Annotated in this window: 11 protein-coding genes, 2 tRNA genes, 1 rRNA gene and 1 riboswitch; of the genes, 11 read left to right on the top strand and 3 right to left on the bottom strand. The window is 53.3% G+C overall.

All coding sequences use genetic code 11. The annotated features are described in order from the left end of the window. Window positions 1-6: 6 nt before the first annotated feature. Window positions 7-1158 (bottom strand): acetylornithine deacetylase, encoded by a 1152-nt coding sequence (gene argE / locus ACUY4Q_RS23415; protein WP_458045000.1) that lies wholly within the window; start codon window positions 1156-1158, stop codon window positions 7-9. Between the two features lie 172 nt (window positions 1159-1330). On the opposite strand from argE, the gene argC reads away from it, so the two are divergent. The 4 genes from argC to oxyR all read left to right on the top strand — a co-directional run bounded on the left by argC (window position 1331) and on the right by oxyR (window position 5792). Beyond that, entirely contained in the window at window positions 1331-2335 is a 1005-nt protein-coding gene (gene argC / locus ACUY4Q_RS23410; RefSeq protein WP_458044999.1) for an N-acetyl-gamma-glutamyl-phosphate reductase, read from the top strand. An 18-nt stretch (window positions 2336-2353) separates the two neighbouring features. After that, on the top strand, window positions 2354-3127 hold the full coding sequence (argB, locus tag ACUY4Q_RS23405; protein ID WP_458044998.1) for an acetylglutamate kinase: 774 nt from the start codon (window positions 2354-2356) through the stop codon (window positions 3125-3127). An 86-nt stretch (window positions 3128-3213) separates the two neighbouring features. Then, the gene (gene argH, locus ACUY4Q_RS23400; protein WP_458044997.1) at window positions 3214-4587 is read left to right on the top strand and encodes an argininosuccinate lyase; all 1374 of its coding nucleotides are present in this window, start codon (window positions 3214-3216) and stop codon (window positions 4585-4587) included. Window positions 4588-4874: 287 nt separating this feature from the next. Then, a complete protein-coding gene (gene oxyR, locus ACUY4Q_RS23395; RefSeq protein ID WP_458044996.1) occupies window positions 4875-5792 on the top strand; it encodes a DNA-binding transcriptional regulator OxyR in 918 nt (305 codons plus the stop codon). Here the strand turns inward: oxyR and sthA are convergent. Further along, complete coding sequence (sthA, locus tag ACUY4Q_RS23390) at window positions 5775-7175, bottom strand: Si-specific NAD(P)(+) transhydrogenase (RefSeq protein WP_458044995.1); 1401 nt, start codon at window positions 7173-7175, stop codon at window positions 5775-5777. The two genes, oxyR and sthA, sit on opposite strands and share 18 nt — an antisense overlap. Window positions 7176-7371: 196 nt before the next feature. On the opposite strand from sthA, the gene fabR reads away from it, so the two are divergent. Both fabR and ACUY4Q_RS23380 read left to right on the top strand, forming a co-directional pair. Then, window positions 7372-8010: an HTH-type transcriptional repressor FabR gene (gene fabR, locus ACUY4Q_RS23385; protein ID WP_458044994.1), complete on the top strand. Its 639-nt coding sequence runs from the start codon at window positions 7372-7374 to the stop codon at window positions 8008-8010. 10 nt (window positions 8011-8020) lie between these two features. Beyond that, a complete protein-coding gene (locus ACUY4Q_RS23380) occupies window positions 8021-8374 on the top strand; it encodes a YijD family membrane protein (RefSeq protein WP_458044993.1) in 354 nt (117 codons plus the stop codon). Window positions 8375-8413: 39 nt separating this feature from the next. Here the strand turns inward: ACUY4Q_RS23380 and trmA are convergent, their stop codons facing one another. Then, window positions 8414-9514 carry a tRNA (uridine(54)-C5)-methyltransferase TrmA gene (gene trmA / locus ACUY4Q_RS23375; protein ID WP_458044992.1) on the bottom strand — a complete coding sequence of 367 codons (1101 nt, stop codon included), beginning with the start codon at window positions 9512-9514 and terminating at the stop codon, window positions 8414-8416. A gap of 118 nt (window positions 9515-9632) precedes the next feature. After that, a riboswitch (cobalamin riboswitch) is annotated at window positions 9633-9938 on the top strand. A 66-nt stretch (window positions 9939-10004) separates the two neighbouring features. On the opposite strand from trmA, the gene btuB reads away from it, so the two are divergent. The 5 genes from btuB to ACUY4Q_RS23350 all read left to right on the top strand — a co-directional run bounded on the left by btuB (window position 10005) and on the right by ACUY4Q_RS23350 (window position 14908). Next, entirely contained in the window at window positions 10005-11855 is a 1851-nt protein-coding gene (gene btuB, locus ACUY4Q_RS23370; protein WP_458044991.1) for a TonB-dependent vitamin B12 receptor BtuB, read from the top strand. After that, window positions 11800-12651: a glutamate racemase gene (gene murI, locus ACUY4Q_RS23365; protein ID WP_458044990.1), complete on the top strand. Its 852-nt coding sequence runs from the start codon at window positions 11800-11802 to the stop codon at window positions 12649-12651. Before btuB ends, murI begins: the two co-directional genes overlap by 56 nt. A gap of 382 nt (window positions 12652-13033) precedes the next feature. After that, window positions 13034-14573 (top strand): 16S ribosomal RNA (locus tag ACUY4Q_RS23360). A 71-nt stretch (window positions 14574-14644) separates the two neighbouring features. Then, a tRNA-Ile gene (locus ACUY4Q_RS23355) sits at window positions 14645-14721 on the top strand. 111 nt (window positions 14722-14832) lie between these two features. Then, a tRNA-Ala gene (locus tag ACUY4Q_RS23350) sits at window positions 14833-14908 on the top strand. Window positions 14909-15010 lie beyond the last annotated feature (102 nt).

Here is a 15010-nt window from a genome sequence, read left to right as displayed (position 1 = left end):
CGTTGATCAGTGCCAGCAGAAGTGATGCACGACCTGCGTGATCAATTCACGGGTAGGTTTAATAAAGCGTGTCTCAAGATATTCATCAGGCTGATGGGCCTGATTAATTGAACCTGGACCTAACACCAGGGTGGGGCACAGGGTCTGGATGAACGGCGCTTCGGTGCAGTAGTTCACCACCTCCGTCTCTACACCCAGCAGTTTTTCCACCACTTCGACCAGTTGATGGTCCGGCGGGCATTCGTAGCCTGGAATCGGTGGATGCAGTTCAGACACGGTCAGGCGGCCCGGCCAGCGGCTGCTCACCGGCTCTAATGCTTCTTCAAGCAGACCGTTCAGATCGTTTAGCGTCATACCCGGCAGTGGGCGAATATCCATGTGCAACTCGCAGCAGGCACAAATGCGGTTGGAGGCGTCGCCGCCGTTAATGCTGCCCAGGTTCAGCGTGGGATACGGCACGGTGAAGGCGTCATAGTGATAACGCGCTTTCAGGCTGTCTCGCAGCTGGAGAATATGACCGATGGCATCATGCATCAGTTCGATGGCGTTGACCCCACGCGCAGGGTCGCTGGAATGACCGGATTGCCCCAGGATGCGAATCGCGCTTGAGATGTGACCTTTGTGGGCGCGCACCGGCTGCAGGGAGGTCGGCTCACCGATAATGGCGCAATCCGGCCGCAGTTGCGTGTTTTCGGCAAAGTAACGTGCCCCTGCCATGCTGGTCTCTTCATCGGCCGTTGCCAGCACGTAAAGTGGTTTTTTCAGTTTCGTCACATCAACATCACGCAGCGCATCCAGGATGAAGGCGAAAAAGCCTTTCATGTCGGCGGTACCGAGACCGTAGAGCTTGTTGTCGTGTTCGGTGAGGGTGAAGGGATCGCGCGTCCAGCGGCCGTCATCAAACGGCACGGTATCGGTATGACCGGTTAATAACAGGCCACCAGCCCCCTCGCCAATGCTGGCCAGTAGATTAAACTTGTTACGCGTGCCGGGAACGGGTTGCACTTCCACCTTGAACCCAAGATCGCCAAACCATCCTGCCAGCAGATTGATTAAAGAAGCATTGCTTTGATCAAGAGCTTCTTCCGTTGCGCTGATGGACGGAGTGCCAATCAGGGCGCGGTAAATCTCGATAAATGGTGGCAAATTCATTTTCATTGTTGACATACCTGAGTTCGTGATAGTATCAATATTCATGCATTAATAGTGAATAAAAATACATTAATGTTGAGCGTAAAGGAACCCATTCGGCGCCTTTACAGAGCGACGTGGGACTGATGCCAAATCACTCCCTGGCAAACTTGACGCACTAAGAAGGTAGACTGCCCCGATGTTGAACACGTTAATTGTGGGTGCCAGCGGCTACGCCGGCGCAGAGCTAGTGACCTATGTAAATCGCCATCCTCATATGAACATAACCGCTTTGACGGTTTCAGCGCAAAGCAATGATGCAGGAAAATTAATCTCCGATTTACATCCGCAGTTGAAAGGTATTGTCGATCTGCCGTTGCAGCCCATGTCCGACATCAGCGAGTTCGTTGAGGGCGTGGATGTGGTATTTCTGGCCACCGCACATGAAGTGAGTCATGACCTGGCGCCGCAGTTTCTTGCCGCTGGCTGCGTGGTGTTTGATCTCTCTGGTGCGTTCCGCGTTAACGATCCCGCATTTTATGAAAAATTCTACGGCTTCACTCACCAGCATCCTGACCTGCTCGCGCAGGCGGTGTACGGGCTGGCGGAGTGGAGCACTGATGCGCTGAAAGAGGCGAATCTCATCGCGGTGCCGGGGTGCTACCCAACGGCGGCGCAGCTCTCCCTTAAACCGCTGATTGATGCGGGCGTGCTGGATCTCAACCAGTGGCCGGTCATTAATGCGACCAGCGGTGTGAGCGGTGCAGGGCGTAAAGCCGCGATTTCCAACAGTTTCTGCGAAGTTAGTCTGCAGCCGTATGGCGTGTTCAATCACCGTCATCATCCTGAAATTACGACTCACCTGGGCGCACCGGTGATTTTCACCCCGCATCTGGGTAACTTCCCGCGTGGCATTCTGGAAACCATCACCTGCCGTCTGAAGCCTGGCGTGATGCACGCGGAAATTGCCGCGCTTTTCCAGCAAGCCTATGGCGACAAACCGCTGGTGCGGCTGTATGACAAAGGCGTTCCGGCATTGAAAAATGTGGTGGGTCTGCCGTTCTGTGATATTGGTTTTGCGGTGCAGGATGAACACCTGATTGTGGTCGCCACAGAAGATAACCTCTTGAAAGGGGCGGCTGCTCAGGCCATGCAATGTGCAAATATTCGTTTCGGCTATGCTGAAACCCAGTCTCTAATCTAATTAAGTGCAGGCGTGAAGATGAACCCATTAATTATTAAACTCGGTGGCGTACTGCTGGATAGTGAAGAAGCGCTGGAGCGTCTGTTCACCGCGCTGGTGAATTACCGTGAATCGCACGACCGCCCGCTGGTGATTGTGCACGGCGGTGGCTGCGTGGTGGATGAGCTCATGAAAAAGCTTAATCTGCCGGTCACTAAGAAAAACGGCCTGCGTGTGACGCCTGCCGATCAAATCGACATTATTACTGGCGCGCTGGCGGGCACGGCCAATAAAACCCTGCTGGCCTGGGCGAAAAAACACAAAATTGCCTCCGTTGGCCTGTTCCTCGGCGATGGTGATAGCGTGCAAGTCACCCAGTTGGATCAAGAGCTGGGCCATGTCGGTCAGGCCCTGCCGGGCTCACCGAAGCTGGTGAACGCTTTGCTGGACGGGGGCTTCCTGCCCGTTATCAGCTCCATTGGTGTGACTGACGATGGCCGCCTGATGAACGTCAATGCTGACCAGGCGGCGACGGCACTGGCGGCAACACTGGGGGCGGATCTGATTCTGCTCTCCGACGTGAGCGGCATTCTGGATGGCAAGGGCCAACGTATTGCTGAAATGACCGCAGCGAAAGCGGAGCAGCTTATTGAGCAGGGGATTATCACCGACGGCATGATTGTGAAGGTGAACGCCGCACTGGATGCCGCGCGCGCCCTGAACCGTCCGGTGGATATCGCCTCCTGGCGCCACGCAGAGCAACTGCCTGCGCTGTTTAACGGTACGCCGATCGGCACGCGTATTCTCGCGTAAGCACAAACAACAGAATCTTAAGGCCGGACAGGCGCAGCGCCATCCGGCATAAATATCAGAACGAAACGAATTTAAGGAAGCATGTTATGGCACTTTGGGGCGGGCGTTTTACTCAGGCAGCGGATCAACGGTTCAAACAGTTCAATGACTCTTTGCGCTTTGACTATCGCCTGGCGGAGCAGGATATCGTTGGCTCTGTGGCCTGGTCCAAAGCACTGGTCACCGTGGGGGTGTTAACGCCGGAAGAGCAAACTCAGCTGGAAGGGGCACTCAACGTCCTGCTGGAAGAGGTTCAGGCGAATCCGCAGCAGATCCTCGAAAGTGATGCCGAAGATATTCATAGCTGGGTTGAAGGCAAGCTGATCGACAAAGTGGGTCAGTTGGGTAAAAAGCTGCACACCGGGCGTAGCCGTAACGATCAGGTGGCGACCGATCTTAAGCTGTGGTGCAAAGATACGGTAACAGAGCTGCTGGCCGCATGCCGTCAGCTTCAAAGCGCGCTGGTAGAAACCGCAGAAAATAACCAGGACGCGGTAATGCCGGGTTATACCCATTTGCAACGTGCCCAGCCGATAACCTTTGCGCACTGGTGCCTGGCCTATGTAGAGATGCTGGCGCGTGACGAAAGCCGTTTGCAGGATACGCTGAAACGTCTGGACGTCAGCCCGCTGGGCTGCGGTGCGCTGGCAGGTACCGCCTATGAAATCGATCGTGAGCAGCTGGCTGGTTGGCTTGGCTTTGCATCCGCAACCCGCAACAGCCTGGACACCGTCTCTGACCGTGATCATGTGCTGGAACTGCTCTCGGATGCGTCTATTAGCATGGTCCACCTCTCTCGTTTCGCCGAAGACCTGATCTTCTTTAATACCGGTGAAGCAGGATTTGTGGAGCTGTCCGACCGTGTTACCTCAGGCTCTTCCCTGATGCCTCAGAAAAAAAACCCGGATGCGCTGGAGCTGATCCGCGGGAAATGTGGGCGCGTACAAGGGGCGTTGACCGGCATGATGATGACCCTGAAAGGTCTGCCGCTGGCCTACAACAAAGATATGCAGGAAGACAAAGAAGGGTTGTTCGATGCGCTCGACACCTGGCTCGACTGTTTGCATATGGCGGCACTGGTGCTGGATGGCATTCAGGTGAAGCGTCCACGTTGTCAGGAAGCCGCGCAACAGGGCTATGCTAACGCGACAGAGCTGGCGGATTACCTGGTGGCCAAAGGCGTTCCGTTCCGTGAAGCACACCATATTGTGGGCGAAGCGGTGGTTGAAGCTATTCGCCAGGGCAAACCGTTGGAAGATCTGGCGCTGGCAGATTTGCAGAAATTCAGTGCGGTTATCGCGGATGATGTCTATCCGATCCTGTCGCTGCAATCCTGCCTCGATAAGCGCGCCGCAAAAGGCGGTGTATCTCCACAACAGGTCTCACAGGCGATTGCGGATGCAAAAGGGCGTTTAGTGTAATTATCAGTCGCCTGATGCCCTCACTCCGGCCCTTTGCTCACAGGCAGAGGGAGCAAAACAGCCTGACCTTGCGTTGGGCTTTTTTACGCAAAAAAAAGCGGACACACAGGTCCGCAAAATGTTCACGTTGGCTTTAGTTATTCAGAGAGATAGAGGCAGTGGCATCAAGGGTAATGGTGACCGCTTCGTTTCTGGAGTTAATTATTGTACAGAAGGCTTGATAGGGATAATCGTTCATTGCTATTCTATCTATCGCCATGAACTATCGTGGCGACGGAGGATGAATAATGAATATTCGTGATCTTGAATATCTGGTGGCGTTAGCAGAACACCGCCATTTTCGCCGTGCAGCGGATTCCTGCCATGTCAGCCAGCCAACCCTGAGCGGGCAAATACGTAAACTGGAAGACGAGCTTGGCGTGATGCTTTTAGAGCGCACCAGCCGCAAAGTCCTGTTTACACAGGCCGGTCTGTTGCTGGTTGATCAGGCACGCACTGTGTTGCGTGAGGTCAAAGTGCTCAAGGAGATGGCAAGCCAGCAGGGGGAAGCGATGTCCGGCCCACTGCATATTGGTCTAATCCCCACCGTTGGACCTTACCTGCTGCCGCAAATTATTCCTTTGCTGCATCAGACGTTCCCGAAGCTGGAAATGTATTTGCACGAAGCGCAAACCCATCAATTACTGGCGCAGCTGGACAGCGGCAAACTCGATTGTGCCATTCTCGCGCTGGTGAAAGAAAGTGAAGCCTTTATTGAAGTACCGCTGTTTGATGAGCCAATGATGCTGGCAATTTATGCCGATCATCCATGGGCGAATCGTGACCGCGTACCGATGGCCGACCTGGCAGGTGAGAAATTGCTTATGCTGGAAGATGGGCACTGCCTGCGCGATCAGGCAATGGGCTTCTGCTTTGAAGCGGGTGCTGAAGAAGACACCCATTTCCGGGCAACCAGCCTTGAGACGCTGCGCAACATGGTGGCGGCAGGAAGCGGTATTACTTTGCTGCCTGCACTGTCCGTTCCGCGCGAACGTGAGCGTGATGGGGTGATTTATCTGCCCTGTATCAAGCCAGAACCCCGGCGTACCGTTGGGTTGGTTTATCGCCCGGGTTCCCCGCTGCGTAGCCGTTATGAACAGCTGGCAGAGGCCATCCGCAGTACGATGGATGGCCATTTCGACAGCGCGTTAAAACAGGCGGTTTAAACCGTTTAACGCGGCTACCCGATAGGCTTCCGCCATGGTCGGGTAGTTAAAGGTGGTGTTAACAAAGTACTCGATCGTGTTACCGCCGCCTTTCTGCTCCATTATCGCCTGGCCAATGTGAATGATTTCGGCCGCGCGCTCGCCAAAGCAATGAATACCTAGAATTTCTTTGGTTTCACGATGGAACAAGATTTTCAGCGTGCCCACACTCATCCCGACGATTTGCGCCCGCGCCAGGTGCTTAAATTGCGCCCGACCCACTTCATAAGGCACTTTCATCGCCGTCAATTGCTGCTCGGTTTTGCCCACCGAACTGATTTCAGGAATGGTGTAGATCCCGGTCGGAATATCTTCAATCAGATGCGCGGTGGCTTCCCCTTTCATCATCGCCTGGGCGGCGATCCGGCCCTGGTCATAGGCTGCAGAGGCCAGGCTCGGGTAACCAATGACGTCTCCCACTGCATAAACATGCTGCAGCGCGGTCTGGTACATGCTGTTGACCTTTAACTGCCCACGTCCGTCAGCATCCAGCCCGATGTTTTCCAACTGCAGACTGTCGGTGTTGCCGGTGCGTCCGTTGGCGTAGAGGAGGCAATCTGCTTTCACTTTCTTACCGGATTTCAGGTGCATAATCACACCGTCGTCCATGCCTTCTATACGCTCATACTCTTCGTTATGGCGAATCACCACACCGCTGTTCCAGAAGTGATAGGAAAGGGAGTCCGACATCTCCTGATCGAGGAAGGCCAGCAGGCGATCGCGGGTGTTGATCAGATCCACTTTGACGTTCATTCCTCTGAAGATCGATGCATATTCGCAGCCGATCACCCCCGCGCCATAGATGATCACATGGCGAGGTTCATGATGCATATTCAGAATGGAGTCGCTGTCGTAAATGCGCGGATGCGCAAAATCGGTATCGGTCGGGTGGTAAGGGCGTGAACCGCAGGCAATGACGAATTTTTCCGCCGTTAAGGTTTCAATCGAACCGTCCGGGCACTCCATGGCCAGCGTATGCGGGTCAACAAAATGCGCATTACCCTGCAGGATTTCACAGCGGTTACGCTCGTAAAAGCCCTGACGCATTTGCGTTTGCTGGTTAATCACGCTGTCTGCGTGATTCAGGATGTCGGCAAATGAGGAGCGAAGAATTCGGGTGTGGTCACTGTAAAGAGGGTTTTGATTGAATTCGATAATACGGCTGACAGCATGGCGAAGCGCTTTAGAAGGGATAGTTCCCCAGTGGGTACATCCGCCGCCCACATTATGATAGCGCTCAATGACCGCTACCCGGGCACCCTGTTTAACCAGTCCCATAGCAGCACCTTCACCGCCTGGGCCTGAGCCTATAACTATTGCGTCGTAATCGTAGGAATGTGGCATGGTAAGGCTTACCTGTTCTTATACATAAAAGCAACATAATAGTAACATCAACGGCAGGATAACCCAATTATCGTTGTGCTTTTTTCGTGCGGGAAAGCAGAAAGACCTCGTAAACAATCATTCACAATCCAGTACAATCCGATTAGTTTTATTCTCTGGTATAGTGCCAGCAGGTCTGCGGAAGGATTCAAGCATCGTGATGGGCGTAAGAGCGCAACAAAAAGAGAGAACCCGGCGTTCGCTGGTTGAAGCAGCATTCAGTCAACTGAGTGCCGAGCGTAGTTTCGCCAGTCTGAGCCTGCGCGAGGTGGCGCGTGAAGCGGGTATAGCCCCTACGTCCTTTTATCGTCATTTCCGCGATGTGGATGAACTTGGCCTGACGATGGTTGATGAGAGCGGTTTGATGCTGCGCCAACTGATGCGTCAGGCGCGTCAGCGTATTGCGAAAGGTGGCAGTGTTATCCGCACGTCAGTCTCAACGTTCATGGAATTTATCGGCAATAACCCTAATGCTTTCCAGTTGTTGCTGCGAGAGCGCTCCGGTACATCTGCGGCGTTTCGTGCGGCAGTAGCGCGTGAAATCCAGCATTTTATTGCGGAACTTGCCGACTATCTTGAACTCGAAAACCATATGCCGCGAGCGTTCACCGAAGCGCAGGCTGAGGCGATGGTGACGATTGTATTCAGTGCTGGTGCCGAGGCGCTGGATGTGGGCATTGAACAACGCAGGCAATTAGAAGAGCGACTGGTCTTACAGCTGAGGATGATTTCCAAAGGCGCGTATTACTGGTATCGCCGCGAACAAGAAAAAATGGCGCATCAACCCGATGAGTGAAGGATGAGTAATGAAACAGACAGGTCAAGATAAAGGTACGTTGCTGCTGGCGTTGATCGCTGGCTTATCGATTAATGGCACCTTTGCAGCGATTTTCAGCTCCATCGTGCCTTTCTCCGTATTCCCTATTATTTCACTGGTGCTGACGGTTTACTGTCTGCATCAGCGTTATCAAAATCGCACCATGCCGGTGGGCTTGCCCGGCCTTGCCGCCGCCTGTTTTATTCTCGGCGTGCTGCTTTACAGTACCGTGGTTCGTGCGGAATATCCGGACATTGGCTCCAACTTCTTCCCGGCGGTGCTGTCGGTGATTCTGGTGTTCTGGATCGGTTTCCGCATGCGTAACCGCAATCAGGGGCTATAGGCCGGATAAGGCATTTATGCCGCCATCCGGCAACCAGTATTACTTCGCTGTTAACAGAACCCCGCACTCCATATGGTGCGTATAGGGGAACTGATCGAACAGGGCCAGACGTTCAATGTTGTGCGTCTGGCTTAGCGTTTCAAGATTCTTACACAACGTTTCCGGGTTGCAGGAAATATATAAAATCCGGGGATAAGCCTGCACCATCTTCTCGGTTTCGCTGTCCAGTCCACTGCGTGGCGGATCGACGAAAATCGTCTCACACTGGTAGCTCTGCAAATCAATGCCCTGCAAGCGGTTAAATTCACGAACACCGTTCATGGCCTGAGTGAACTCTTCTGCCGACATACGGATAATCTGTACATTATCGATATGGTTTGCCGCAATGTTGTATTGCGCGGCGGCGACCGACGGCTTGGCAATTTCTGTCGCCAGAACGCGGTCGAAGTTACGGGCGAGTGCCAGCGAGAAGTTGCCATTACCGCAGTAGAGCTCCAGAAGATCCCCTGTTGACCCTTTTGTTGCACCCAGCGCCCACTCCAGCATCTGCACGTTCATGGCCGCATTGGGCTGTGTGAAGCTGTTTTCCACCTGACGGTAAATCATCTCTTTGCCGCCGACAGGCAGACGCTCGTCAATAAAGTCCTGGTCCAGCTCGATTTTGGTTTTGGTGGCACGGCCAATCAGATGCACATTCAGGTTTTGCGCACGCAGCGCATCACGCAGGCGGCTCGCCTCTTCACGCCATTCATCATCCAGTTTTTTATGGTAGAGCAAGGAAACAATCGCCTGATTACTCATGGTGGTCAGGTAATCAATCTGGAAGAGCTTGTGGCGAAGCGTTTTGTTCTCGCGCAGGTTCTCCATCAGCACGTTCATCAACTGATTAATCAGCTCGCTCGCGGCCGGAAAGCTGTCGACGCGGATGCGGCTTTTGGTCTGCTGATCGAAAATAATGTGGTAGAGGTCGTCGCCATCATGCCAGATGCGGAACTCGGCGCGCATACGATAGTGACTGACCGGCGAGCGGAACACCTCCGGTACGGGCGCGGAGAAGGGCGTCATCATCGACTGCAGACGCACGACTTTCTCGGCCAGTTGCGCTTCGTACTGTTCTGTTGGCAGGTGTTCGGGTGTCATCGTATTTCCTGAATGATTAAGAATAACGCGGGGATTGTAGGGATTGCTCAGGGGATGTCCAGCTTCAGATGTTTTTTCGATTCGTCTCATAGCAGTCTGGACATCTATATGTTTCTGAATGTAGCATCCCTGTTCCGGTCCTGTGAGTTAAAAGGGAATCCAGTGTGAATCTGGGGCTGACGCGCAGCGGTAAGGAAGGGTGGGATGATAGCGAAAGCAGACACTGCTTATACCCTAAATAATTCGAGTTGCAGGCAGGCGGCAACGCAGCGAGTCCCCAGGAGCTTACTGAAGTAAGTGACTGGGATGAGCGAGAAAAGCCAACGCACATGCAACTTGAAGTATGACGGGTAGATATAAAGTGGGAAGTCATCATCTTGTAGTACCCCCAAGCCCGAAGACCTACCGGAGTTACGTCGCATTTGGTGCCATCGTCGCGAGCTACTGAGGGTACCTGCGGCATCCTTCTTATTATGTGGATGCTCACACAATGATTAAAAAAGCTTCGCTGCTGACGGCTCTCTCCGTCACGGCATTTTCTGGCTGGGCGCAGGACAGCAACCCAGACACTCTGGTAGTGACAGCAAATCGTTTTCAACAGCCTGCTAAAACGGTACTGGCACCCACGGAAGTCGTTACCCGTGAAGATATCGATCGCTGGCAGTCCCGTTCGTTAGTGGATGTGCTTCGCCGACTTCCTGGCGTTGATATTGCGCAAAACGGCGGCCTGGGTCAGACCGCTTCCGTTTATGTGCGTGGCACAGAAGCGAAACACCTTCTGCTGCTGATTGATGGCGTGCCGGTCGCGCGCTCGGGTATTTCTAACGATCCTGAGCTCAACCAAATTCCCCTCTCTTTAGTACAACGCGTTGAATACATCCGTGGCCCACGCTCGACCGTTTACGGTTCCGGCGCAATCGGCGGTGTGGTTAACGTCATCACCCAGACCGGTAGCGAGCAATCGCAGATTAACGCCAGTGTCGGTTCGAAAGGCTACCAGACGTTGGATGGCACGGTCCGCCAACGTTTTGGCGACACTGTCGCCACTGCTGCAGGTTCTTACACCAGTACACGTGGGTTTAACGTTCAGCCTGACTCGTCATGGGATCATGATGCCGACCGTGACGGTTATCGCAATAAAACCTTCTGGGGAAGCCTGCAGCATAAGTTCAACGAGAACATTGACGGTTTCTTCCGCGGGTACAGCTTCAGCAATAATGTGGACTATGACCTGGGGAGCCCGCCATTTCTGCCGGAGTACAGTGCAGATGAACGTCAGTTGTATAGTCAGGGCTGGGATACCGGGCTGAGCTTTAACCAGGGGATCTACTCGTCCCAGCTGGTGGCGAGCTACCAGAAAAGCAAAGACTATAACTACAGCAGCATCTATGGTCGTTATGAAGACGGCACCACGCTGGATGACATGGAGCAGCGTTATATTCAGTGGGCGAATAATGTTGCAGTCGGTCATGGTTCGGTGAGCGCGGGCGCAGACTGGAAGCAGGAGCGTCTGGTGTCTTCTAATAAAACCTCCCGTGAAGCCTACGACCGTGATAACACCGGGCTCTACTTGTCTGGCCTGCAGCAGTTCGGCGACGTCACGCTGGAGGCCTCTGGCCGTGAGGACAAAGACGAGGAGTTCGGCTGGCACGGCACCTGGCAGACGGCTGCCGGTTGGGAGTTCGTTAAAGATTACCGTCTGACCGTTTCCTACGGCACAGGATTCCTGGCACCGTCTCTCGGTCAACAGTTTGGCGCGAAGCGTTTTAATATTGCTTCCAACCCGGATCTGAAGCCGGAAGAGTCTAAGCAATGGGAAGCGGGTGTTGAAGGGCTGACCGGACCGCTCGACTGGCGCCTGTCTGCTTATCGCTATGAGATTGATAATCTCATTACCTACAGCGACACGGCGTATTACAACATCAACTCGGCAACCATTAAGGGCGTAGAGTGGACGGGCAGTGTGGATACGGGCATCTTCTCGCACCGCGTTACGCTGCAATATATTGACCCGCGTGATGATGAAACGAACGAAGTGCTGCCGCGTCGTGCGAAGCGCCAGGCCAAGTATCAGCTTGACTGGGCGGTCTTCGATGTGGACATGAATCTCGCCTGGGAATATTTCGGTAAGCGCTATGACAACAGAACATCGACATACAATCCTGAGCAGCGCGTGCTGCCAAGCTACAGTACCGTCGATTTTTCTGCGTCATATCCAGTGACCTCTCACCTGACAGTTCGTGGTAAAATAGCTAACCTGTTCGATAAAGACTACGAGACAGCTTATGGCTACCAAACTGCAGGACGAGAATACACCTTGTCTGGCAGCTACACCTTCTAAACTACGGCCCACCGTGCTGGTGTTTGACTCCGGCGTCGGTGGGTTATCGGTTTATGATGAGATCCGGCATCTCCTGCCGGATCTGCATTACATCTACGCCTTCGATAACGTTGCCTTTCCTTATGGAGAAAAGAGCGAAGCGTTTATTGTTGAGCGTGTGGTGGAAATCGTCACCGCCGTTCAGGCTCAATACCCACTTTCTCTCGCCATTATCGCCTGTAACACCGCCAGTACCGTTTCTCTTCCAGCATTACGCGAAAAATTCGCCTTCCCCGTGGTCGGTGTTGTGCCGGCAATCAAGCCGGCGGCACGTTTAACCGCCAACGGCGTGGTGGGATTACTGGCAACACGGGCGACGGTGAAACGGCCTTATACTCATGAGCTGATTTCCCGTTTTGCCAACGAGTGCAAAATCGAAATGCTGGGTTCTGCTGAGATGGTTGAGCTCGCGGAAGCGAAGTTACACGGCAAGCCGGTCCCGCTTGATGAAGTAAAAAAAATTCTCCGTCCGTGGCTGCGTATGGCAGAGCCGCCAGATACCGTGGTTCTCGGCTGTACTCACTTCCCTCTATTACATGATGAGTTAGTGCAGGTGTTGCCGGAAGGCACGCGTCTCATTGATTCCGGGGCGGCTATTGCGCGCCGTACTGCCTGGCTGCTGGAGAATGAGGCACCCGATGCAAAATCAGCAGATGATAATTTAGCGTATTGCATGGAAGTGACGCCCGAAACTGTACTTTTATTACCCGTATTACAGCGGTATGGGTTCGGAACGCTTGAAAAACTGGCAGTTTAATGGCGTTTTGCACAAAAAAGAGACGGTTGAAAAGTTTTTTTAATTTAGCCCTTGTCAGCCCGGAATAACTCCCTATAATGCGCCTCCACTGACACGGAACAACGGCTTGCAAGCCGCCGGGTCAGCGGGATTCTCCTGAGAATTCCGGCAGAGAAAAGCGAAAATAAACGCTTGACTCTGAATGAGGAAAACGTAATATACGGGACCTCGCAACGGTGAGCGAAAGCCGCGTTGCACTGCTCTTTAACAATTTATCAGACAATCTGTGTGGGCACTCAAAGTGACATGGATTCTTAATGTCTCCGGACAATAAATGAATACCAAGTCTCAAAGAGTGAACACGTAATTCATTACGAAGTTTAATTCTACGAGCATCAAACTTAAATTGAAGAGTTTGATCATGGCTCAGATTGAACGCTGGCGGCAGGCCTAACACATGCAAGTCGAACGGTAGCACAGAGAGCTTGCTCTCGGGTGACGAGTGGCGGACGGGTGAGTAATGTCTGGGAAACTGCCTGATGGAGGGGGATAACTACTGGAAACGGTAGCTAATACCGCATAACGTCGCAAGACCAAAGAGGGGGACCTTCGGGCCTCTTGCCATCAGATGTGCCCAGATGGGATTAGCTAGTAGGTGGGGTAACGGCTCACCTAGGCGACGATCCCTAGCTGGTCTGAGAGGATGACCAGCCACACTGGAACTGAGACACGGTCCAGACTCCTACGGGAGGCAGCAGTGGGGAATATTGCACAATGGGCGCAAGCCTGATGCAGCCATGCCGCGTGTATGAAGAAGGCCTTCGGGTTGTAAAGTACTTTCAGCGGGGAGGAAGGCGATACGGTTAATAACCGTGTCGATTGACGTTACCCGCAGAAGAAGCACCGGCTAACTCCGTGCCAGCAGCCGCGGTAATACGGAGGGTGCAAGCGTTAATCGGAATTACTGGGCGTAAAGCGCACGCAGGCGGTCTGTCAAGTCGGATGTGAAATCCCCGGGCTCAACCTGGGAACTGCATTCGAAACTGGCAGGCTTGAGTCTTGTAGAGGGGGGTAGAATTCCAGGTGTAGCGGTGAAATGCGTAGAGATCTGGAGGAATACCGGTGGCGAAGGCGGCCCCCTGGACAAAGACTGACGCTCAGGTGCGAAAGCGTGGGGAGCAAACAGGATTAGATACCCTGGTAGTCCACGCTGTAAACGATGTCGACTTGGAGGTTGTTCCCTTGAGGAGTGGCTTCCGGAGCTAACGCGTTAAGTCGACCGCCTGGGGAGTACGGCCGCAAGGTTAAAACTCAAATGAATTGACGGGGGCCCGCACAAGCGGTGGAGCATGTGGTTTAATTCGATGCAACGCGAAGAACCTTACCTACTCTTGACATCCAGAGAACTTAGCAGAGATGCTTTGGTGCCTTCGGGAACTCTGAGACAGGTGCTGCATGGCTGTCGTCAGCTCGTGTTGTGAAATGTTGGGTTAAGTCCCGCAACGAGCGCAACCCTTATCCTTTGTTGCCAGCGGTCCGGCCGGGAACTCAAAGGAGACTGCCAGTGATAAACTGGAGGAAGGTGGGGATGACGTCAAGTCATCATGGCCCTTACGAGTAGGGCTACACACGTGCTACAATGGCATATACAAAGAGAAGCGACCTCGCGAGAGCAAGCGGACCTCATAAAGTATGTCGTAGTCCGGATCGGAGTCTGCAACTCGACTCCGTGAAGTCGGAATCGCTAGTAATCGTGGATCAGAATGCCACGGTGAATACGTTCCCGGGCCTTGTACACACCGCCCGTCACACCATGGGAGTGGGTTGCAAAAGAAGTAGGTAGCTTAACCTTCGGGAGGGCGCTTACCACTTTGTGATTCATGACTGGGGTGAAGTCGTAACAAGGTAACCGTAGGGGAACCTGCGGTTGGATCACCTCCTTACCTTAAAGAACCTGCCTTTGTAGTGCTCACACAGATTGTCTGATGAAAATTAGCAGTAAAGCAATCTCTGCAGGCTTGTAGCTCAGGTGGTTAGAGCGCACCCCTGATAAGGGTGAGGTCGGTGGTTCAAGTCCACTCAGGCCTACCAAATTTTCCCTGAATGCTGCGTTGTGAAACAGCTCGCATACCTCAGTATGCTTCGCCGTTACACGCCTTGCCTCAGGAAAAATTCCGGTAAACAGAGATTCAGTATTACGATGGGGTTATAGCTCAGCTGGGAGAGCGCCTGCCTTGCACGCAGGAGGTCTGCGGTTCGATCCCGCATAGCTCCACCATCCTTTACTGCACATGATAAGAAAACTTCAGAGTGTACCTGAAAAGGTTCACTGCGAAGTTTTGCTCTTTAAAAATCTGGATCAAGCTGAAAATTGAAACGA

The sequence above is a fragment of the Phytobacter cepae genome (assembly GCF_054165735.1).
This window is presented reverse-complemented; position numbering and strand designations above follow the sequence as displayed.